This window comes from Pseudobutyrivibrio sp. 49 (genome assembly GCF_900100545.1).
GTDB lineage: Bacteria > Bacillota > Clostridia > Lachnospirales > Lachnospiraceae > Pseudobutyrivibrio.
Genome location: NZ_FNDP01000005.1, coordinates 46,933 through 67,491, shown reverse-complemented (window position 1 = coordinate 67,491; position 20,559 = coordinate 46,933). Strand labels below are relative to the sequence as shown.

Genomic DNA, 20,559 nt, shown 5'->3' with positions numbered 1-20,559 from the left:
GTCCCCATGAGCTAGTATGTTTAGGCTAGCAAAAGTAAGTAAATTACAGTAATAACTGAAAGCATTACCAAAGGTAGTGCTTTTTTGTTTGCAAAACATTTCATGATTGCTATAATTTGAGTAATTATTTTACTCATAATTAGGAGATTGTGTTGCATTAGATGAGGGTACTGGAGAAGAAAATGAGGAAAAAATACTGGCTGTGTACAATGACTTTACTGATTATGATAGTATTTGGTGGATGTAAGTATAGGAAGAATATTATTGAATTCTCTAAGGATTTATATAAGAGGGAATATAGTTATTCAGGTGTGTTTGATATTATTACAGCTGAATATAATGGATCTACATATAGTTTTGAACAAGCAATTATTGATGAGCCAGAAGCGTCTAAGTTAGTAAAAGAGTTTGATGATGCTAAAAAGCAGATTATAGATTTCTATAATGCTGATGTTGCTGAAGAAAAAATAAAGGTTTATGTTGTAGATGACAATAGATTGGTGGGACCTGTAATAGACGGGGATGCACTTTTTTTACCAAAGGAAATAATAGAAAACTCAGCATTTAGGTACCATCTTGTTCAACTTATCTCAGGAAGAGGACAGTGCGCAAGGACTTTTAATGATTACAAAAGCATATTCAATGTAGAAAATGCAGAACAACCGACATTATTTCCAATAGAAGATTTCAATACAGAGGAACGGGACATTATTGAAAAAACAGAACTTTATATAGATGGAGACAATAACTATATTTTCAAAACAAACACCTCTAAATTTATTATAAGCAATAAATTACTTGATGAGGATGCCTATAGGAAAGTAATAGAGTTAATAAGAATTGAGGCTGAAATAAAGGATAAATTAAAGGAATACTTAGCTGAAGCGGGGATAAATAAGTCTGTGTATGGTAGCGATGTGGATAACATCACATATCATATTGAAAATAAAGGTGGTAGAAGCTATGCACATATAGAAAATGGGCAAATCGATATAACCCTTAATGACTATGGGGTTCGCACTCTTGAGCATGAGTTGATGCATGGGTTTTTCCAAGATTATGAGGATATGAATAAATACTGGCTAGAAGAAGGTTTTTGCGACTACGTAGCTTATGTTCTCTATCCAGAAGAGTATATGGTTGAGTATATAAGAGGATTCGTTAATGATGAGGATTACGACAACGGAGATTTTAAAGAATACTACAGTAAAAAGAATGGTAATGATTCTAATGTAGTAAGACTATACTATGATTATGTTGTAGACAGACTATATCAGGGGAAAGATGTGTCTGATTATCCAAAACTAAAGGATAAGGTAGGAGTCAATTTGGGGCCTAATACAACGTACACTGGAGTAGATTTATCATATACAGAGGCTATGAGCTTTGTGGAGTATTTAATAGATAAGAAAAGCAAAAAGGAATTGTTTACATTTATTACTTCAGACGCTTCCTATGAAGAATGGTGGGGCAAATCATATGAAGAGCTAAAAACTGAATGGATAAATAGTATTAGTGAATAAAGGAGAATTATTATGCTCACACTATTCAACAGAAAGAAGCTATATGAAGACTATTCATCTATGGAAATATCAAGAATAACGGAGCTTTTAAAAGCTAATAACATAAGCTATGAGACACGAACCAAGAGGAACCAGTCTAATTTTGATATGGTTTTACATACATCAATGACTTCTAGTATCGGTCGAGGTGGCGTTTATACTGGTGGTCAGGCTGTAGGAAATCTGACATTTCTATATAGAGTTTATGTGAGTAGAGCTGACTATGAAAAGGCGAAGAAGCTTATAGAAGAGTAGACCACAGGAGGAAACCTTGATTACATACAAAGCAATTCAACTAAAAGATGGAAGAGAATGCGTACTAAGGAATGCAGAGCCTGAAGATGCAGAGGATTTTCTTAGATATTTTGATATATCTCATGGGGAGACAGAGTTTCTGACCACATACCCTGATGAGACAGAGCACAATGAATCGATAGTGTCAGTAAGACTAAAGACACAAAAAGAAAGTGAGCATGATATTGAAATTGTAGCTATCGTAGATGGGAAACTCATCGGTAGTGCTGGGATACATATGGTTCAGGATAGGGACAAGACCAGACACAGAGCTGAGTTTGGTATCACTGTAATGAAGGATTACTGGGGATTGGGAATTGGAAATGAGTTGACGGCTATGTGTATAGAGATTGCCAAAGAGGCAGGTTATCTACAGCTTGAGTTAGATGTTGTAGCAGACAATGAAGCCGCCCAAAATCTATACAAAAAGCATGGCTTTATAGAATATGGCAGGAATCCAAGAGGCTTTAAAACAAGAGCAGGCAAGTGGCAGGAGCTGGTACTAATGCGACTAGAACTGGATAAATAGAAATTACAAGATAACAACATACTAACAAACACTAGACTACAAGGAGACCTCATGACAGAAAAAATCTACAAAACACCAAAAGGGGATATCCACTACTGGATAAATACTGAGGGCACTAATACGCTGTATCAGCTGGTTTTTCTACCTGGGTTAACAGCTGCCCATAGATTATTTGAAAAGCAGATTCAGGAGTTTGAAGGAAAATATCCTGTGTTTGTTTGGGATGCACCAGGACATGATACATCCTATCCTTTTGAGATGACATTTTCACTAAAGGATAAGGCCATATGGGTAGATGAAATCCTTAAAGAAAATGGATTTGATAATCCAGTTATAATAGGTCAATCCATGGGGGGATACCTAGGGCAGATGTATGCTGAGCTTTTCCCAGAAAAGCTGCAGGGATTTATATCGGTAGATTCAGCGCCCTTACAAATCCAGTATTATACCAAGCTGGAATTATGGCTTCTTCACAGAATGGAGCCAGTGTATCGTTATTATCCATGGAAAACTCTCCTTAGACAGGGAACAGATTATGTAGCTACCTCAGAATATGGGAGAGCGCTCATGAAAGAGTTTATGATGACCTATGATGGAGACAAGGATAGATATGCAAAGCTTGCTGGAGGCGGATACAAGATTCTAGTGGAGGCGGTAGAAGAAGCTCTTCCATATGAGATCAAATGTCGTGCATGTCTTATATGTGGAACTAAAGACCATGCAGGCTCGTGTATAAGATATAATAAAGCATGGCATAAAAAGACAGGACTTCCAATCTACTGGATTGAGGGAGCAGGTCACAATTCAAATACAGACAGGCCAGAGGAAATAAATGAAATCATAGCAGATTTCATGAAGGAATTAGAAGGTAATAAGTAAATGAAAAACAATGATAAGACAAATGTAATGCGAGTCCTGGACTCAAAGAAGATAAAGTATGAAAGCCACACTTATGAGGCGGATCCAACACTTACAGGTGAACAAATCGCAGGAATCCTAGGTGAGGACACAGAGAAGGTTTTCAAAACACTTGTAACACAGGGCAAGACTGGAACTTACTATGTTTTTGTAGTTCCAGTAGAAGCAGAGCTTGATTTGAAGAAAGCAGCTAAGGCAGCTGGTGAGAAATCAATCAGCATGATTAAGCAGAAGGACTTACTGGGACTCACAGGCTATGTACACGGAGGTTGCTCACCAATCGGTATGAAAAAGCAGTTCGCAACTTTCATACATATGACCGCAGAAAATTACGAAAAGGTATTTGTCAGCGCAGGAAAGGTGGGAGCACAAATCGAATTGGCACCAGCTGACCTGATAAAAATTTCAAATATCAAGGTGGCTGACATCATAAGCTAGAAAGGTAAAATAAATGACAATCAGATTAGCTCAGGAAAAAGACATTCCAAAGATTATAGACTTATTGCAGCAGGTACTGGAAGTCCATGCAAAAATCAGACCAGACATTTTTATTTCAGGCACAACAAAGTACTCTTTTGATGATGTGAAGGAAATGCTTTGTGTAGAGAGTAAACCTATATACGTTGCTGCAGATGAAAATGATAACGTGTTGGGCTATGCCATCTGTGAGATAAAAGAGACACCGGAAGATGCCACAAACAAGGTTAAGTTTAAGCAACTTTATATCGATGATTTGTGTGTAGATGAAAAAGCCAGAGGTCAGCATGTGGGTAGAGCCCTATTTGAATATGTCAAAGAAGAAGCAAAGAGAATGGGTTGTTATGAAGTGACCTTAGCGGTGTGGACAGGCAACGACAGAGCTGAAGCTTTCTATGAAGGCCTTGGAATGAAGACAAAAGAACGTATTATGGAATTTATTTTATAAAAAATATAGAAAACTATTGACCTTCCATCTTGTGGAAGGTTTATATTTTAGGCAAAGATAAGGCCAAATCTTTTAAAGGACAATCGTTAGTGAGGGCGTTTTAATGAAGATCAACCAGGTAGAAGAGCTTGTGGGAATCACAAAAAAGAACATAAGATTTTATGAAGACCAAGGCTTAATTACACCCAAAAGAAATTCAGAGAATGGTTACAGAGAGTACTCCTTGGAGGATGTAAGAGTTCTAAACCAAATCAAACTCCTTAGAAGACTTGAGGTACCAATCGAAGAAATCCGAAAGCTTCAAGTAAAGGAAATCTCATTAGATGATTGCTTACAAAAGCAGAAACAAGAATTTGCCAAAAGACAAAAAGACATGGACATTCTGTCTCAGCTATGTCAGGAAATCATCGACTCAAGTGATGAGCTGGAGGATATGGATGTAGAAAAATATCTGGATGATATGAAACGCCTTGAGAAGGGAGGCGTAAGCTTTATGGATATCAATAAGATTGATGTAAAGAAAGCTAAGCGAGGCCCAAAGATTGCAGCATCAGTATTCATAATTATTATGATTGCGTTTATTGCATTAATGGTGCTTGGAAAGATAACAGACCCAGAGACCCCAATGTTTTTCATAATTCTTATGATAGGACTGTGCGCAGCAGCAATCATTGGAGTCAGCTTGGCATTATCACAAAGATTAAAAGAAATAGATGGAGGAGAACAAAATGAAGCTAATAAGTATTGAAAACATTCCAGGACAGGAATACGAAGTATTAGGATTGGTAAAGGGTACAATCGTACAGTCAAAGAATATCGGAAGAGATTTTATGGCTGGTATGAAGACTATTGTAGGTGGAGAGCTTGCTGGCTACACAGAGATGCTTACAGAGGCAAGACAAATCGCCACAAAGCGTATGGTAGATGAAGCTGAGCAGCTTGGCGCAGACGCTATTATTGGTGTCCGTTATTCAGGCTCAAGCGTAATGCAGGGCGCAGCAGAGGTTCTTGCCTATGGCACAGCTGTAAAATTTTTATAGAACTTGAAGCTTAATAGGGTATACTGTAGTTAGAAAACGATTCTAACGAAGGGAGAAAGTTATGGATGCACTATTAAGCTTTATTACAGCAGTATGTGGTAAGATTCAGGTAGTTTCAGATTTATTTTGGGATTTTCCAACTAATTTTGATTGGTATGCCAATATTCCAATCCTTGGAAATTTCTCACTGGCTATTATTTTATTAATTGGCTCTGGAATCTATTTCTCTATAAGACTTCGTTTTATTCAGGTTCGAAAGTTTAAGAGGGGAATAGAGGTTTTAAAGAACAGTAAAGCGAAGACAGGTATTTCTCCGCTTGCATCATTTTTCCTATCCACAGCAATGCGCGTAGGCCCTGGTAACATCCTTGGCGTAACAGGCGCTGTATCAGTAGGCGGCCCAGGTGCATTGCTGTGGATGTGGATTTCTGCATTCTTCGGAATGTCTACAGCATTTGTAGAGTCTACACTTTCCCAGATTTTTAAAGAGAAAAAAGATGATGAATATATCGGTGGTATGGCCTTCTACGGCAGAAGACTTCTAAAAAATTCTGCAATCGTAGGTGTTGTACTTTCACTTATGTATATCATTTATGCGCTGCTTTGCTTCCCAGCACAGGGCTTTAACACGGTATCTGCAATGGGACAGATTGCCAGCATAGTAAGTGGAACAGAGCTTCCAACCACACATGCGGTTTATTGGATTGGTTTTGTAATCGTAATCATTGCAACAATCGCGGTTTCCTTTGGTGGAACAAAGAAGATTTCTCATGTAACAGATATTCTTGTACCTGTTATGGCAATTGTATATGTGCTTACAGTACTTGTGCTTATAGTTATTAATATCACAAGAATTCCTTGGTTCTTCTATGCTGTATTTACAGAGGCTTTTAAGCCAGAAGCAGTATTTGGTGGTGCATTTGGTATTGCATTAATGCAGGGGGTTAAGCGAGGACTTATGTCTAATGAAGCTGGTCAAGGTACCATCACAATGCCAGCAGCTGCATCAGATGCAGACCATCCATGTGATCAGGGTTGCGTACAGGCTATCGGCGTTTTCCTTGATACAATTGTAATTTGTACACTAACAGGTTTTGTAGTTATTATGGGCCGCGTATGGCTTACAGATAATGGAGCAGCTTGGTTTGAGCTTGGAAAGCTTCCAAAGTATTTGGCATCTGCAGCAGAGCTTACACCAGGCACAGCATTTAATAACGTGGTTACATTGCTGATATCTCTTTGCTTTGGTTTGTTTGCCTTTACATGTCTACTTGGATTTATGTCCTTCTCAGAGATTTGTGCTAACAGAATCAATCGAAGCAAGACATTTATCAATGTAATCAGAGTACTGGATATCCTAGTAATTTGCTTCGGAATGCTTACATCTATCGTTGGAATGGATTTAGGGGCATTGTGGGATTTATCAGATTTTGCTAATATCTTGATTGCATACTGCAACATTCCTCTTTTATACATTGGATTTAAGTATGTAAAAAAAGCCCAGCTCCATTACGAGAAAGAGGATGGAACCCCATTCACATCTGACGTTATCGGCATGGATGTAAGCGTCTGGGATGAAAGAGCAAGAAAGAATTAATGTTAGAAAAAGATTTTATTGAGTTATACACATCACAATTAAATGAGCAACAAATGGAAGCAGTACGGACCGTCGAAGGGCCCGTGCTGCTTTTGGCTGTTCCGGGAAGTGGTAAGACCACAGTTTTGGTGAACCGCCTTGGATACATGATTTATTGTAAGGGAATAGCCCCGGAGAATATTTTGACTTTGACCTACACAGTGGCAGCCACAAAGGACATGGCCAACAGATTTGAAAAAATATTTGGACCAGACCTTTCGGATAGATTAGAATTCAGAACCATAAATGGAATTTGTTCCAAGGTCATTGCCTACTATGGCAGAATGATTGGAAAGAATTCCTTTGAGCTTTTGACGGACGAGAAGGAGATAATCAGACTCCTTTCAAGCATATATCTAAATGTGGAAGGGGAATATCCTACAGAGAGTGATATAAAGAATATCCGCACTCTTATAACCTACTGCAAGAATATGTATCTTACAGGTGACGAGATTGATAAGCTTGGCAAAGATGAGGATATAAATCTTCGCAAGATTTATGAGGCGTACAATAACGAGCTGAAGAATCACAGCCTGATGGATTATGATGACCAGATGCTGTATGCATACAGAATCCTGAAGGGCGCACCTGTGGTGCTCAACTACTATAGAAATCTGTACAAATTTATTTGCGTGGATGAGGCTCAGGATACTTCAAAGATTCAGCACATGATAATATCATTACTTTCAGGTGAAAGCGGAAATCTTTTTATGGTTGGAGATGAGGATCAGAGTATCTATGGATTTAGAGCAGCTTATCCAGAGGCACTGTTGAATTTTGAAAGAAATCATGTAGGTGCAAAAGTTCTGGTGATGGATAAGAATTATCGTTCTAATGCAAAGATTGTAGAGGCTGCTGATATCTTTATCCAGCACAATAAGGACAGACATAAAAAGCATATCTGTGCCACAAAGGATGCCAAGAGCGATATTAGCTTTGTGAAGATAGACAGAGAAAAGCAGTACAGCTATCTGGTTAAGGTGGCGGAAAACGTAACAACGAAGACAGCTGTCTTATATCGAGACAATGAAAGTGTGCTTCCTCTTGTGGATATGTTGGAAAGACAGTCAGTGCCTTATAACATCAAAAATGTAGACATGGCATTTTTCACAAACAGGGTGGTAATCGATATCATCAATATGCTTCAGTTTGCCTTCGTGCCGATGGATGCAGAGCTGTTTATGAAGATATATTTCAAGTTCCAGTTGTATCTCAGCAAAAAGGACGCTATAGAAATGTGTGCGCTGGCAGAGAGAAATCATTCTGGAATTCTTGATGCTATAGAATTGTTAAATCTCAACGGACATGTTTTGGGTAACTGTAAATCCCTAAGAACACACTATAGAAACATGGTGGATGAGACACCATATAAGGCCATAAATCGCATAGAGAATTTCATGGGATATGGAGATTATCTTAATTCCAACAACATAGATACCAACAAAATCTTCATCCTAAAGATGCTGGCTAAAAAAGAAAAAGATATTCCATCCTTCCTAAACAGATTAAATGAGCTTAGAAGGATTCTTATGGAAAAGAAGAATGATAGTAGCACAAAATTCATTCTTTCCACGATTCATTCCAGCAAGGGATTAGAGTATGATTCGGTAATCTTGATGGATGTAATTAACGGTGTATTTCCAAACAAAGTACTAAGAGCTAATACAAAGGCTACACAACAAGAGAAGAGGGATTATGAGGAAGAACGTAGGATCTTTTATGTTGGCATGACTAGAGCCAAGGATAAGCTGACAATCTTTAAATATGAAAACAGGAACTCAACTTTTATAAATGAACTAAAGCCTGAGACCAAGAAAGCCGAAATAGAAAACAAGGTGTCCTACTCAGCAACAAAGGTTACATCATATTTCAAACAGCCTAAGACCACAATCCAAGGAAAGGAAGGTGCTCCTGACAGGCTTATAATAGGCCAGGTGGTTTCTCAAAAGAAATATGGAAAAGGTACAATTACTGATGTTATTCTTTCTGATGATGGACAGCCAGAAAAGTTTTCAGTACAATTTGAATCAGGTGTAGAGAAGGATTTTATGTTTCCAAATGCATTTTCTTATGGAATGCAGCTAATGGGTTAATTTAAGAGGGGTAGTAAAAATGGATAAAGAATTACAAGATTTAAATAAGCAGGTTATGCAGGTTCATGAGCGAGTGGATGTTTTATTTAAGACAGCCAATATACCATCTATGCTTATGAGCGAGTATAAGAATAAGGTTTCACAGTATGAGAACATGATTGAATCTGTGGAGACCATGAAGAAGATGGCAGGGTCTGACGATGCAGTGGAAAAGCTTATTTTCCAGCAGAAGGAAATTCTTAATCGAAGAATGAAATGTGAGCTTGAACTTGCAAGAAAAGCCCAGAGCTGTCTGTAGAATTAATAGAATACAGGTAATAAATTTGTAATATTTTTAGTTTTTCCCTAGGAATTCCCTTCATTTTACGATATAATTGACGAATGCGGGGAGATGAGTATGGATAACATACGATTGGGGGATTAATGTTTTGAACAAGAAATTTAATTATAAGGACTACGTGTCAGAAAGTGCTATTTTCATAATTCTTCTTGGCATGATTGGTCTTCTATTTAAGGAAGAAAGCGTATACATCTATAAGTGGTATTTTGCCCTGTTGATAGTTGGTATAGGCTTTTTTTCATTGACTAAAAAGATCTTCAAAAACTTCACTGACAGAGGTTACATCTTTTCAAAGGTAATAGGTGTATCTATTTCTGGAATGGTTGTATTCTGGCTGTCGAATCTTAAGTTGTTAAAGTTCACACCTTTAAACTGTGCCTTTGTCACGGTTCTTTTGGCTGTGATTATTTCGACAGTATCAATCCTACAAGACAAGAAAAGTGACAACGCTGTTTCCGTAGATAAGGATAACCTAAAGCTCATGATAGCTGAGGAGCTAATGTTCCTATTGCTTCTTACATGCTTGCTTTACATGAAATCTTTTAAGCCAGATGCATATGGTACTGAGAAATTCATGGATTATGGTTTCATGAATACCATGACTAAGCTTACCTATTTTCCAGTAGAGGATATCTGGTTTGCAAACGAGAATCTCAACTACTACTACCTTGGACAGTATTTTGCAGCTTTCATCAATCAGCTTTCCTTTAATGATGTAAGATTCAGCTACAATATCATGTTCTACACAGTATGCTCTATGGCATTTGTAGAGGCATTCTCATGTACTTACAAGCTTATTCAGACAAAGTTTGGTGCAGGCTTTAAGAAGGTTCATGGAATTATTGGTGGCTTACTTGGTGGCGCTGGAGTGTGCTTTGAAGGAAGTGCTCACTTTATCGTCTTTGGAATTGTATTAAACGCTTATAATGCGATTATTGGAAATACAGAGTATTCGTACTGGTTCCCTGAGAGTACAAGATATGTTGGTTATGTGCCTGAGAGAATGGATAAAACCATCACAGAGACTCCATCATATTCATTTGTAATTGGCGATTTGCATGCACATGTTATTAATATCATGTTCGTGCTTACAATTATTGGAATTATCATTGCCTTTGCTACACAGTTGGCAGATAAGAAAGGCAAGAATCAGAAGCTTGAACTTGATTTCACACCAAAGGATTTCATCCTTAAGGCTCTTAATCCTACAGTACTTCTCTGTGGCTTCTTCACAGGCTTCTTCCAGGGAAATAACTACTGGGATTATGCTATTTACATGATGATTTCAGCTCTTGCTGTTTTATTCGTGGATTTTAAGGTCTATGGATTTACAAAGAAGAGCACATTATTCTCAGTAATTCAAATCGCATTTATTATGGCGATTGCTAATATTGTTATTCTTCCATTCAAGCTGAATTTTACAAAGATGGAAGGTGGTATTTTCCTTTGTGAGAATCACACCTTGTTTCATCAGCTACTTGTTCTCTGGCTCTTACCAGTTGCGACAGCAGTTATCTGTCTGGTATTTGCTATCAAGGATTACTTAAATGATGAGGATAAGTCTCAGGATAAGAAGGTAAATGTTCTTGGAAGAATTATCGTAAATGCGAATATTGCAGATCTTATTGTGATGCTTTTTACTTGCTGCTCAATAGGATTAATTCTTATTCCAGAGATTATTTATGTAAAAGATATTTATAACATTGATTACGCCAGAGCAAACACTACCTTCAAGCTGACATATCAGTCTTGTATTATGTTTGGAATAATCACAGGCTATGCCCTGATATCACTTTTTACCTTCAAGAAGACTAAGGTTAAAAAGATTTTGGCATGTGTGCTTCTGGTACCTACACTTGTCTGCATGTCATATTACTTTGTAAGCTGTCACGATTGGTTTGGAAATATCTTCGACGGCTCAAGACAAAGAACATTAAATGCTACTGCCTTTATGCAGAACAATCCACAGTTTGTAGAGGACTTACAGGTTGTAGATTACCTGAATAGCCTTGATTATGATAAGCCTCCTGTAGTTTTAGAAAACTATGGAGATGCTTATACTGACGCAGGTAGAATGTCTGTGGCTTCAGGTTGTCCTACAGTTTTAGGTTGGTATGCCCATGAGTGGCTTTGGAGATTCAGCCAGGAAGCTGTCGAGGCTCGTGCAGCTGATATCCGTGAAATTTATACAGGCTCCGATCTGGATACAACAAGGGAATTGATTAAGAAATATAATATTCAGTACATTTACATTGGTCAGTTTGAGTATCAGAGCTATGATTTTGCTGGCACACCAATCAACCTTTATAAGCTTTTACAGCTGGGTGATGTGGAATTACAGCTTGAGAATAGCTACTATGGCGGCTATCACAATTACCTGATTAAAGTAAATTCATATTAGTAAGTTAGGAACAGTCATATTTATGGCTGTTCCTTTTGCAAATAGAATTATTACCTTTGATATTAAAATAATTACCTCTTATCCCAAATTGTTGTGTGGGGAAAAAAGATGTGTAGAATATAAACCATAGGAGGCGCCAATAGTTATGAAGATAAATATTGACGTAGATGAGTCTTTACAGCAGGACATGATAACCATTCACTGCCGAGAGATAACAGAGGAGATATTACAGCTGCAGCGACTGTTGTCTGGGGGACAGATGGGGGCACAGAAAATATCAGCCTACATTGATGACACGGAATATTACGTGGAGGTCAAATCAATAATATTTGTTGAGGCTGATGGAAACTACATATCAATCCACACTGGTAAATCCATCTACAGGGTAAGACAAAAGCTATATGAGTTGGAAGAATTGTTACCGAGGGAATTCCTTCGGGTATCAAAATCAACTATCGTAAATACGGAGTTGATAGCTTCCATAAAAAAGAACATTACAGGTGCAAGCGAAATCTCCTTCAGGAATTCCACAAAGAAAGCTTATGCATCGCGAAAGTACATTAAGGCACTTATTGAAATAATGGATGAAAAGAGGATAAAGAGATGACAAAGAAAACAATTAGAAATGCAATTAGAGGTTTGGCACTTATCGCTTTTGCGGTATGTTTATTACTTAGCAAATCAAACATTTTCACAGACATGCCTATGGTAAAGATTGCAGTATGCATCATAATGGCGTTATTCTTCGGAGAGCAGCTTCTTGAGAGGAGCTTTGTAGGAATGGCAATTCCAGTTGGTGTGGTCGCATGTTTATTCAGAGAAGAGCTACTTTTAGGCGACGTACACTATGCTATCATTATGATTGCTGTTATATTGATTGGAATTGGACTTTCTACTATCTTTGGTCACAAGCCACATCACATAAACGTTATCCATAATGGTAAGGAACATACTGTAGATGCTTGTGGAAACACAGAGTACTGGGAAGATGAAGGAACTTTTGATTTAGATAATAATCTCGGCTCAAAAACACAGTACATCAAGATTACTGACATGAAAAAGGGCTCTATCGACAATGCACTTGGTCAGCTTACAGTATACTTTGCTGGAACAACAGTTGATCCAAATGGAGCAGAGCTTGATATTGACAATGGTTTGGGAAGCTTATCAGTATATTTTCCAAAGGAATTTAGAGTAGCATTTAATTGTGATAATGGCCTTGGTAGAGTAAATATGCATGGTGAATGCTCACAGGATATGTCACAGCCACTTATCAAAGCAAATGTTGATAATGGAATGGGACAGATTGATTTCTACTTCGAATAATAGGTAATGGCTGAGGGACCAGAGAAGGTCCCTCTTTTTGGAGGTTTAGGCATAATGAAAAAGGGACTTGTTATGGAGGGTGGAGCAATGCGCGGAATCTTCACCTGCGGTGTTATTGATGTATTACTTGAAAATGGAATTGAGTTTGACAGTGCAGTGGGAGTTTCTGCTGGTGCAACTTTTGGAATTAATTTCAAATCAAAGCAGATAGGCCGTCCACTGAGATACAATAAGGTTTACTGTAACGATAAGCGATATTGCAGTGTTAGGTCGCTCATAAAGACAGGTGACCTTTATAATGTTCCATTTTGCTATGGCACTCTGCCATATGAGCTTGATGTGTGGGATTTGGATACCTTCTACAACAATCCTATGGACTTTTACTGCGTTGCCACAGATATAAACACAGGTAAGGCGGCTTATCATAATTGTATCAACAGAGATGAAACCCGTGACGGAATCGATATCAAATGGATTCGTGCATCTGCTTCTATGCCAATGTTTGCCCGTCCTGTAGAAATCGACGGCGGCCTGTATCTTGATGGTGGAATGGCAGATTCTATACCTTTGAGGTTTATGGAAAGCGAAAAATGTGATAGAATCCTTGTGATTGAAACCCAGCCTGCAGATTATGTTAAGAAGCCTCAGAAGTACATGGGGCTTGTAAAGCTGATGCTTGGCAAATATCCAAACATGGTGAAGGTCATGAAGGACAGACATATCATGTACAATCATGAGAAAGCCTACGTCAGAGAAAAGGAGCAGGCAGGAGAGGTCTTTGTTATCAGGCCATCGGAGGCACCAAATATTAATCCTACCGAGAAGAAGCCTGAAGAGCTCCAGAGAGTATACGAAATGGGAAGAGCAGAAGCCATTCGTAACCTTGAGGGGTTAAAGCAGTATTTGAAAGGTAATTAGAATGAGTATTTTAAATGTTGAACATTTGTCCCACGGCTTCGGTGATCGTGCTATTTTTGAGGACGTATCATTTAGGCTTTTGAAGGGAGAGCATATCGGACTTGTCGGAGCTAACGGCGAAGGCAAGTCTACTTTTATGAATATCATCACTGGAAAGCTTCAGCCAGATGAGGGAAAGATTGAGTGGTCAAAGAAGGTTCGTGTTGGTTATCTTGATCAGCACACAGTACTTGAGAAGGGCATGACAATTGGCTCGGTTCTTCACTCAGCCTTCGATTTCCTTTATGACATGGAGCAGGAGATGAATGACATCTATGCCAGCTTGGGAGATGTCACCGATGATGATGAGATGAATAAGCGCATGGAGGAGGCAGGCACCATCGCAGACCTTCTGACTATGCACGATTTTTATATGATAGATGCCAAGGTAGAAGAGGTTGCCAGAGCTCTCGGTGTTCTTGATCTAGGTCTTGATAAGGATGTTACGGAGCTTTCCGGTGGACAGCGTACAAAGGTCCTTATGGCAAAGCTTCTTTTGGAGAAGCCAGACATCCTTCTTTTGGACGAGCCTACTAACTATCTTGATGTAGAGCATATTGAGTGGCTTAAGAGATATCTTAATGATTACGAGAATGCATTTATTCTTATTTCGCATGACGTGCCATTTTTGAATTCAGTTATCAATCTTATCTACCACATGGATAACAAGCAGCTTAACCGTTATGTGGGAGATTATGATAAGTTCCAGGAAGTATATGCCATGAAGCAGAGTCAACTTCAGGCTGCATATAACAGACAGCAGAAGGAAATCGCTGAGCTTAAGGACTTTGTTGCAAGAAATAAGGCGAATGTTGCTACAAGAAATATGGCTATGTCACGCCAGAAGAAGCTTGATAAGATGGATGTTATTGAGCTTGCAGCAGAGAAGCCAAAGCCAGAGTTTTACTTTAAGGAAGCTCGTACACCAAGTAGAGTAATCTTCTCCACAAAGGAGCTTGTTATTGGTTACGATAAGGATGAACCACTTTCAAAGCCTCTTAATCTTGAGATGCAGCGTAAGCAGAAGATTGTACTTACAGGTGCAAACGGTATCGGTAAGACTACTCTTTTAAAGAGTATCTTAGGTCTTATTCCACCACTTTCAGGTACAGTTTATCAGGGTGAGTTCCTTGAAATTGGATACTTCGAGCAGGAGATGGATCAGCACATTTCCACAACCTGTATCGAGGAAATCTGGAACGAGTTCCCTTCATATAATCAGAATGAGGTACGTGCGGCTCTTGCCAAGTGCGGTCTTACTACAAAGCACATTGAGAGTTTATGCCGAGTTCTTTCAGGTGGTGAGCAGGCAAAGGTTCGTCTTTGCAAGCTTTTAAACCGCGAGACAAACCTTCTTCTTTTGGACGAGCCTACCAACCATCTTGATGTAGATGCCAAGGATGAGCTTAAGCGTGCCCTTAAGGAATACAACGGAAGTATTCTTATGGTATGCCACGAGCCTGAGTTCTACGAGGGTCTGGCTACTGATGTATGGGATTGCAGTAAATGGACAACTAAGACAATATAGATTTTTCACACCACATAATGACAAATGTCACTTAACAAAATGACAGCCTTCACTACAGAGGGCTGTCATTTTTTCGTATATTATCATCAGAAACGAAAAACGAACCCACAAAGGAGAAGGATATGAGTCAGTGCGTAGTAGAAATCGAAAACTTAGTAAAAAGATATGGAGATAAGGTGGCAGTAGATCACTTTTCATTAAATGTAAACGAGGGAGAAATACTTGGACTTCTTGGACCTAACGGTTCAGGTAAGACAACAACAATCAACTGCCTGCTTTCACTTCTTAAGTACGATAAAGGAATAGTGACAATCTTTGATAAGGAGATGAAGCCAGAGGCGTACGATATCAAGTCACAGATTGGTGTGGTAATGCAGAATGTGGCAGTAGTTGAAACCCTTACAGTTTATGAAAACGTAGATTTCTTCTGTGGTCTTTACATCAAGGATAAAGCAACAAGAAAGAAATATGTTGAGGATGCTTTGGAGTTCACAGGACTTACAGAATATAAAAAGTATCTTCCAAAGAAGCTTTCTGGAGGTCTTCTTCGAAGATTAAACATCGCCTGCGGAATCGCTCACAAGCCAAAGCTTATCATTTTTGATGAGCCAACAGTAGCAGTTGACCCACAGAGCCGAAATGCAATCCTTGAGGGAATTAGAAAAATGAACAGAGATGGTGCAACAATCATTTACACATCTCACTACATGGAAGAGGTTGAGGAGCTTTGCACACGAGTGGTGATTATGGACCATGGAAAGAACGTTGCAAACGGAACATCTCAGGAGCTTAAATCATCCCTCATAAACAGAGAAACAATCCGTGTTGGTCTTCCTGATAAGTCCGACAAGATTATCGCAGGAATCAAGGAAATCAACCATGTTTATAAGGTTAAGGAGGACGGAGATGATCTGGTTATTAAATGTGATGGTGGAGATCATAACCTGGTACATATCCTCAGTTATTTAAATGATAACAATGTTCCATTTGGTCACGTATCAACAGAACTTCCTACATTAAATGATGTATTCCTTGAAATCACAGGAAAGGAGCTTAGAGATTAATGTTTGGTCGAATCTATGTATATAAATTAAAAGAAATGCTTCGCAACAAGTACGTTGTGGGCTGGAATATCTTCTTCCCACTTGTACTTGCTACAGTATTTTATTTTGGATTTGGAAATCTTATAAGTGATGATCCTGATAATTTCAAAACCATAGATGTTGGATACGTAAATACGAATCTGGAAGAGACAAATTTTGGAATCCTGTTAGAGGAAATGTCAAAGGTAAGTGATGATCACACCAAGATTGTAGAGGTTCATGAGTATTCCTCAAAGGACGAGGCTACTGATGCAATGAATTCCGAAATGATTTCTGGATTCTATGTTGAGGATGGGGATGATATTTCCACATATGTGCTAACAAATGGCTACAAGGCCACCACTTTAAATGAAATAGTAAGAGAATATAAAAATATGTATTCAGTCATTGAGAAAGTGGCACAGGAACATCCTGAAAATCTCCAGACAGCAATCGATATGGTTTCCAATCAAATGGAGATAATGAAGGAGCATGATTTTGGCACGAACACCTCACCATACCTACAGTATTTCTTCGCTTTGATTGCCATGTCATCACTTTTTAGCTCATGGATTAGTATAGCAATGCTTGAAGGCATGTGCGCAAATATGACTGAGACAGGAAAGAGATTTGAGGTGGCACCTACCAACAAGCTCCTTGCAATCGCAGGCTGTGTTATGGCAGGACTTACAATTCAGTCAGTATCAAATGCAGTACTTGTTGTATATGTTCAGTACATACTTAAAATCAACATGGGAGCGCCATTTATCAACCTTGTTTTGATTACTACACTGGGAAGTGCCCTGGGAATTTCAGCAGGTGTATTGATTGGTTCCTTTATCAAAAACGAGAGATTATTGATTGCAGTACCACTTGTATTTACAATGGGATGCTCATTCTGCAGTGGTCTCATGTGGCATCAGATTAGACAGATTATTGAAAGCAATTGTCCTATTTTAAACAGAATCAACCCAGCGGCACTTTTGGTTGATTGTCTTTATACAAGAGCTACATACGGCAAAACAGATATGTATTATCAGGACATTATGATTATGGGCTGCATGGTTGTTGGAGGTCTTTTTGTAAGCTCATTATTCTTGAGGAGGAGAAAATATGCCAGTATTTAATGCAATTATAAAATCACTTAGAGCGAATATAGTAAACATCATCGTTTATTTTGCAATCTTCGCTGTATTCGGTAATATGCAGGCGAAGGCAACTGTCTCTACTCAGGAAGATATGTTTGAAGATATGCAGGTGACGGTTGCGGTTACAGACAACGATAATTCGGTTCTCAGCCATGCACTTGTTGATTATCTTAAAGAGACACAGATTGTTGTGGATCCAAAGACAGATGACCCACAGGAAATGAATGATAACGTAAGATTTTTAATCTATGAATATGCACTTATTATTCCTGAAGATTTTGAGGAAAAGGTTTTATCAGGTGAGACAGAAAATGTACTTGAATATATTGCACCAGGAACTACTGCTTCTCAGTTTCTTCTCACACAGAAGCTTGGTGACTATTTACAGGATGTTGTGATATATTTAAATAGTGGTTTTAGTGAGGAAGAGGCAATCAGCCTGACCCACGACCAGATGGTAAAGCTTAGTGAAACAAAAGCTACGGTTATGGACTCAGCCGAGGAAAATCATCGTTCATTCTACACAGGAATGTTCACTTTCAATGGTTATACACATATGATTATCCTTTGCATCTGCTGTGCATGCACACTTACATTTATGAAGGACAAGGATGTTAAAAATCGTATATCCGTTAGTGGAATGCATTTCTTCACAAGAAGTGCAGCTACAATCGGTGGTGTGTTTGCAGTAGGAGTGGTTTTGACAACATTAATGATTGGTGTTATCCAGATTATGAGTCTCCAGTATGCAAACAATAAGCTTATCTACTACATGATTGACAGCTATAGTCTGATGTTGGTAGGACTTGGAATGGCATATTTCATCTGCTCGCTTACATCAAATGAGAATCTCATCAACATGATTGGAAACATGATGGTGCTTTCTATGAGCTTCCTTTGTGGAGTATTCGTAGATACAGAATTCCTGTCAGATAAGATTGTTCAGATAGCACATTTCATGCCATTGTACTGGTACACCACAGCTATTAAGTTTATAAATGATACTCCAATAAATGAGATTTGGAGTCGCAAGTTTGGTACATATATTTTTATTGAAATCCTCTTTGCATTAGTGTTCATATTTGCAGGAATGATTATTTCAAGGAAAAAGGAACTGTATGCTATTTGATGTGATTATCCGCTTTTTAGCGGCATTAGGATTAACAGTACTTATTAACGCAAGTGGCATTACAACCCTCTCGGTTGTAATGTCTATTTGCGTTTTTTTGATATTAGAAATAAGTCTTTTAGTTGATGATAAACGTATATACGGAGTACTGACCGCTGTGCCATTTGTAGCCACGCTGATATATATGATACGTGAGGATAATACTGCTTTTGGTTATGTGGCGGTGTTTGTAATTATTGCAGCATATACTGTGGTTTCTACAATATTATATGAGCAGGTAATGACCTACAAGAGACTTCTTCATCGTACTAGGGACGACAGTAAGGAGTTGGAGGAAATATTAGAGGAAAAAAATCGAAGGCTTTTGTCAGAGCAGGATCAGCAGGTGCATCTTGCAACCCTTGCAGAGCGAAACAGAATTGCCAGAGAGATTCATGATAACGTGGGGCACCTTTTATCAAGAGCCATCCTGTTGCTGGGAGCCATATCTACTGTGAATAAGGATGAGAATCTTGAGCCTCAGTTAAAGATGCTTGCCAATACTTTGGATGAGTCAATGGCAAAGATGAGAGCATCTGTACACGACCTGCATGATGACTCTATAGATTTGAAAAAGAACTTTGATGACATCATCGGAGAGCTGAAAAGCTTTACCGTAAATACGGATTTAGATTTGGATGAATCTATCCCGACAAATATCAAGCTGTCGCTGATAGGAATTTTAAAAGAGGCAGTTACAAATATCCTGAAGCACTCAAATGGCGACGAGGTATCAATTATCCTTCAAAGAAACTACAGCTTCTGTACCATTTCAATTACGGATAACGGAACAGTGTCACAGGAGATGAAGGAAAAGATTGCTTTAGATGATTATGAAGGCATAGGCCTTACAAATATAAGAAACAGAGCAAATGCTCTTGGGGGAGATGCATACATTTATACCAACGATGGGTTCACAGTTTTTGCTAGGCTTCCCCTTGTAGTAAAAGTGGCTGAAGAGGTGTCATAAATGGAAGACAAGAGGATTTTATTAATCGACGATGATGAGCTAATTACAATGTCCCTTGAAATGATTATCAATGCGGAAGAGGGATTTACAGTAATCGGAAAGGGAAACAGTGGAAGAGAAGGCGTAAAGCTTTATGACGAGCTACAGCCAGACTTACTTCTAATGGACATCCGTATGGCGGATATGAATGGCCTTGAAGCTGCAGAGGAAATCCTTTCAAAGCACAAAGATGCTATAATTCTTTTCCTTACTACTTTTTCAGATGATGAATATATCGTAAAGGCGTTGAAGCTTGGCGTTCGTGGATATCTTTTGAAGCAGGATTATAAATCTCTTCCAGCAGCGCTTCATGCAGCAATGGATGGTCAGAGCGTATTTGGTGGGGCTATAGTAGATAAGCTGCCAGCTCTTATGAACAGTGCTACTGAAGAGGAAGCTGGCTTTGACTATCAGTCAAAGGATATTTCTGAAAAGGAATATGAAGTTATTCAGCTTGTGGCTGAAGGATTTTCAAATAAGGAGATTGCCCAGAAGCTTTTCTTGTCTGAGGGTACAGTAAGAAACTATCTTTCCACAATTCTTGAAAAGCTGGAGCTTAGAGACAGAACACAGCTTGCAATTTTCTATTTAAAGAACTAAAAA

21 protein-coding genes are annotated in these 20,559 nt (G+C 38.6%); all 21 read left to right on the top strand.

The genetic code is table 11. The features are described from left to right. Nucleotides 1–182: 182 nt before the first annotated feature. A complete protein-coding gene (locus BLP54_RS06435; protein WP_090167922.1) occupies nucleotides 183–1,523 on the top strand; it encodes a hypothetical protein in 1,341 nt (446 codons plus the stop codon). 12 nt (nucleotides 1,524–1,535) lie between these two features. After that, nucleotides 1,536–1,817, top strand: coding sequence for a putative signal transducing protein (locus BLP54_RS06430; protein WP_090167920.1), 282 nt, complete (start codon nucleotides 1,536–1,538; stop codon nucleotides 1,815–1,817). A gap of 16 nt (nucleotides 1,818–1,833) precedes the next feature. After that, nucleotides 1,834–2,385, top strand: coding sequence for a GNAT family N-acetyltransferase (locus tag BLP54_RS06425; RefSeq protein ID WP_330386134.1), 552 nt, complete (start codon nucleotides 1,834–1,836; stop codon nucleotides 2,383–2,385). Nucleotides 2,386–2,436: 51 nt separating this feature from the next. Further along, a complete protein-coding gene (locus tag BLP54_RS06420) occupies nucleotides 2,437–3,264 on the top strand; it encodes an alpha/beta fold hydrolase (RefSeq protein ID WP_090167917.1) in 828 nt (275 codons plus the stop codon). Continuing rightward, entirely contained in the window at nucleotides 3,265–3,741 is a 477-nt protein-coding gene (ybaK, locus tag BLP54_RS06415) for a Cys-tRNA(Pro) deacylase (protein WP_090167915.1), read from the top strand. Nucleotides 3,742–3,754: 13 nt separating this feature from the next. Then, nucleotides 3,755–4,228 carry a GNAT family N-acetyltransferase gene (locus BLP54_RS06410; protein ID WP_090167913.1) on the top strand — a complete coding sequence of 158 codons (474 nt, stop codon included), beginning with the start codon at nucleotides 3,755–3,757 and terminating at the stop codon, nucleotides 4,226–4,228. A 103-nt stretch (nucleotides 4,229–4,331) separates the two neighbouring features. After that, nucleotides 4,332–4,976 carry a MerR family transcriptional regulator gene (locus tag BLP54_RS06405; protein ID WP_090167911.1) on the top strand — a complete coding sequence of 215 codons (645 nt, stop codon included), beginning with the start codon at nucleotides 4,332–4,334 and terminating at the stop codon, nucleotides 4,974–4,976. Beyond that, nucleotides 4,957–5,268: a YbjQ family protein gene (locus BLP54_RS06400; protein WP_090167909.1), complete on the top strand. Its 312-nt coding sequence runs from the start codon at nucleotides 4,957–4,959 to the stop codon at nucleotides 5,266–5,268. The genes BLP54_RS06405 and BLP54_RS06400 overlap by 20 nt, the downstream gene beginning before the upstream one ends. A 61-nt stretch (nucleotides 5,269–5,329) precedes the next feature. Further along, nucleotides 5,330–6,865 carry an alanine/glycine:cation symporter family protein gene (locus BLP54_RS06395; RefSeq protein ID WP_090167907.1) on the top strand — a complete coding sequence of 512 codons (1,536 nt, stop codon included), beginning with the start codon at nucleotides 5,330–5,332 and terminating at the stop codon, nucleotides 6,863–6,865. Continuing rightward, a complete protein-coding gene (locus BLP54_RS06390) occupies nucleotides 6,865–8,997 on the top strand; it encodes an ATP-dependent helicase (RefSeq protein WP_090167905.1) in 2,133 nt (710 codons plus the stop codon). The genes BLP54_RS06395 and BLP54_RS06390 overlap by 1 nt, the downstream gene beginning before the upstream one ends. 19 nt (nucleotides 8,998–9,016) lie before the next feature. Continuing rightward, a complete protein-coding gene (locus tag BLP54_RS06385) occupies nucleotides 9,017–9,295 on the top strand; it encodes a hypothetical protein (protein WP_090167902.1) in 279 nt (92 codons plus the stop codon). A 130-nt stretch (nucleotides 9,296–9,425) separates the two neighbouring features. Next, nucleotides 9,426–11,738: a DUF2298 domain-containing protein gene (locus tag BLP54_RS06380; RefSeq protein ID WP_090167900.1), complete on the top strand. Its 2,313-nt coding sequence runs from the start codon at nucleotides 9,426–9,428 to the stop codon at nucleotides 11,736–11,738. 145 nt (nucleotides 11,739–11,883) lie between these two features. Next, nucleotides 11,884–12,345, top strand: a complete 462-nt coding sequence (locus tag BLP54_RS06375) for a LytTR family DNA-binding domain-containing protein (RefSeq protein ID WP_090167898.1) — start codon at nucleotides 11,884–11,886, stop codon at nucleotides 12,343–12,345. Next, the gene (locus BLP54_RS06370; RefSeq protein ID WP_090167896.1) at nucleotides 12,342–13,064 is read left to right on the top strand and encodes a LiaF transmembrane domain-containing protein; all 723 of its coding nucleotides are present in this window, start codon (nucleotides 12,342–12,344) and stop codon (nucleotides 13,062–13,064) included. The genes BLP54_RS06375 and BLP54_RS06370 overlap by 4 nt, the downstream gene beginning before the upstream one ends. Before the next feature lie 54 nt (nucleotides 13,065–13,118). After that, entirely contained in the window at nucleotides 13,119–13,982 is an 864-nt protein-coding gene (locus BLP54_RS06365; protein ID WP_090167894.1) for a patatin-like phospholipase family protein, read from the top strand. Nucleotide 13,983: 1 nt separating this feature from the next. Then, entirely contained in the window at nucleotides 13,984–15,549 is a 1,566-nt protein-coding gene (locus tag BLP54_RS06360) for an ABC-F family ATP-binding cassette domain-containing protein (RefSeq protein WP_090167892.1), read from the top strand. Between the two features lie 122 nt (nucleotides 15,550–15,671). Continuing rightward, on the top strand, nucleotides 15,672–16,613 hold the full coding sequence (locus BLP54_RS06355) for an ABC transporter ATP-binding protein (protein WP_028247621.1): 942 nt from the start codon (nucleotides 15,672–15,674) through the stop codon (nucleotides 16,611–16,613). Beyond that, nucleotides 16,613–17,758 (top strand): ABC transporter permease, encoded by a 1,146-nt coding sequence (locus BLP54_RS06350; protein ID WP_090167890.1) that lies wholly within the window; start codon nucleotides 16,613–16,615, stop codon nucleotides 17,756–17,758. Before BLP54_RS06355 ends, BLP54_RS06350 begins: the two co-directional genes overlap by 1 nt. Beyond that, the gene (locus BLP54_RS06345) at nucleotides 17,745–18,908 is read left to right on the top strand and encodes an ABC transporter permease (protein WP_090167889.1); all 1,164 of its coding nucleotides are present in this window, start codon (nucleotides 17,745–17,747) and stop codon (nucleotides 18,906–18,908) included. Before BLP54_RS06350 ends, BLP54_RS06345 begins: the two co-directional genes overlap by 14 nt. Continuing rightward, complete coding sequence (locus tag BLP54_RS06340) at nucleotides 18,898–19,917, top strand: sensor histidine kinase (RefSeq protein ID WP_090167887.1); 1,020 nt, start codon at nucleotides 18,898–18,900, stop codon at nucleotides 19,915–19,917. The genes BLP54_RS06345 and BLP54_RS06340 overlap by 11 nt, the downstream gene beginning before the upstream one ends. Continuing rightward, nucleotides 19,918–20,556, top strand: a complete 639-nt coding sequence (locus BLP54_RS06335) for a response regulator (protein ID WP_090167884.1) — start codon at nucleotides 19,918–19,920, stop codon at nucleotides 20,554–20,556. It begins immediately after the preceding gene. The last annotated feature ends 3 nt before the right edge of the window (nucleotides 20,557–20,559 follow it).

Excerpts from the sequence above, each read along its gene's own strand:
- BLP54_RS06435 (WP_090167922.1), top strand. The coding sequence starts at position 183 with ATGAGGAAAAAATACTGGCTGTGTACAATGACTTTACTGATTATGATA.
- BLP54_RS06430 (WP_090167920.1), top strand. The coding sequence starts at position 1,536 with ATGCTCACACTATTCAACAGAAAGAAGCTATATGAAGACTATTCATCT.
- BLP54_RS06420 (WP_090167917.1), top strand. The coding sequence starts at position 2,437 with ATGACAGAAAAAATCTACAAAACACCAAAAGGGGATATCCACTACTGG.
- ybaK (WP_090167915.1), top strand. The coding sequence starts at position 3,265 with ATGAAAAACAATGATAAGACAAATGTAATGCGAGTCCTGGACTCAAAG.
- BLP54_RS06410 (WP_090167913.1), top strand. The coding sequence starts at position 3,755 with ATGACAATCAGATTAGCTCAGGAAAAAGACATTCCAAAGATTATAGAC.
- BLP54_RS06405 (WP_090167911.1), top strand. The coding sequence starts at position 4,332 with ATGAAGATCAACCAGGTAGAAGAGCTTGTGGGAATCACAAAAAAGAAC.
- BLP54_RS06400 (WP_090167909.1), top strand. The coding sequence starts at position 4,957 with ATGAAGCTAATAAGTATTGAAAACATTCCAGGACAGGAATACGAAGTA.
- BLP54_RS06395 (WP_090167907.1), top strand. The coding sequence starts at position 5,330 with ATGGATGCACTATTAAGCTTTATTACAGCAGTATGTGGTAAGATTCAG.
- BLP54_RS06390 (WP_090167905.1), top strand. The coding sequence starts at position 6,865 with ATGTTAGAAAAAGATTTTATTGAGTTATACACATCACAATTAAATGAG.
- BLP54_RS06385 (WP_090167902.1), top strand. The coding sequence starts at position 9,017 with ATGGATAAAGAATTACAAGATTTAAATAAGCAGGTTATGCAGGTTCAT.
- BLP54_RS06375 (WP_090167898.1), top strand. The coding sequence starts at position 11,884 with ATGAAGATAAATATTGACGTAGATGAGTCTTTACAGCAGGACATGATA.
- BLP54_RS06370 (WP_090167896.1), top strand. The coding sequence starts at position 12,342 with ATGACAAAGAAAACAATTAGAAATGCAATTAGAGGTTTGGCACTTATC.
- BLP54_RS06365 (WP_090167894.1), top strand. The coding sequence starts at position 13,119 with ATGAAAAAGGGACTTGTTATGGAGGGTGGAGCAATGCGCGGAATCTTC.
- BLP54_RS06360 (WP_090167892.1), top strand. The coding sequence starts at position 13,984 with ATGAGTATTTTAAATGTTGAACATTTGTCCCACGGCTTCGGTGATCGT.
- BLP54_RS06355 (WP_028247621.1), top strand. The coding sequence starts at position 15,672 with ATGAGTCAGTGCGTAGTAGAAATCGAAAACTTAGTAAAAAGATATGGA.
- BLP54_RS06350 (WP_090167890.1), top strand. The coding sequence starts at position 16,613 with ATGTTTGGTCGAATCTATGTATATAAATTAAAAGAAATGCTTCGCAAC.
- BLP54_RS06345 (WP_090167889.1), top strand. The coding sequence starts at position 17,745 with ATGCCAGTATTTAATGCAATTATAAAATCACTTAGAGCGAATATAGTA.
- BLP54_RS06340 (WP_090167887.1), top strand. The coding sequence starts at position 18,898 with ATGCTATTTGATGTGATTATCCGCTTTTTAGCGGCATTAGGATTAACA.
- BLP54_RS06335 (WP_090167884.1), top strand. The coding sequence starts at position 19,918 with ATGGAAGACAAGAGGATTTTATTAATCGACGATGATGAGCTAATTACA.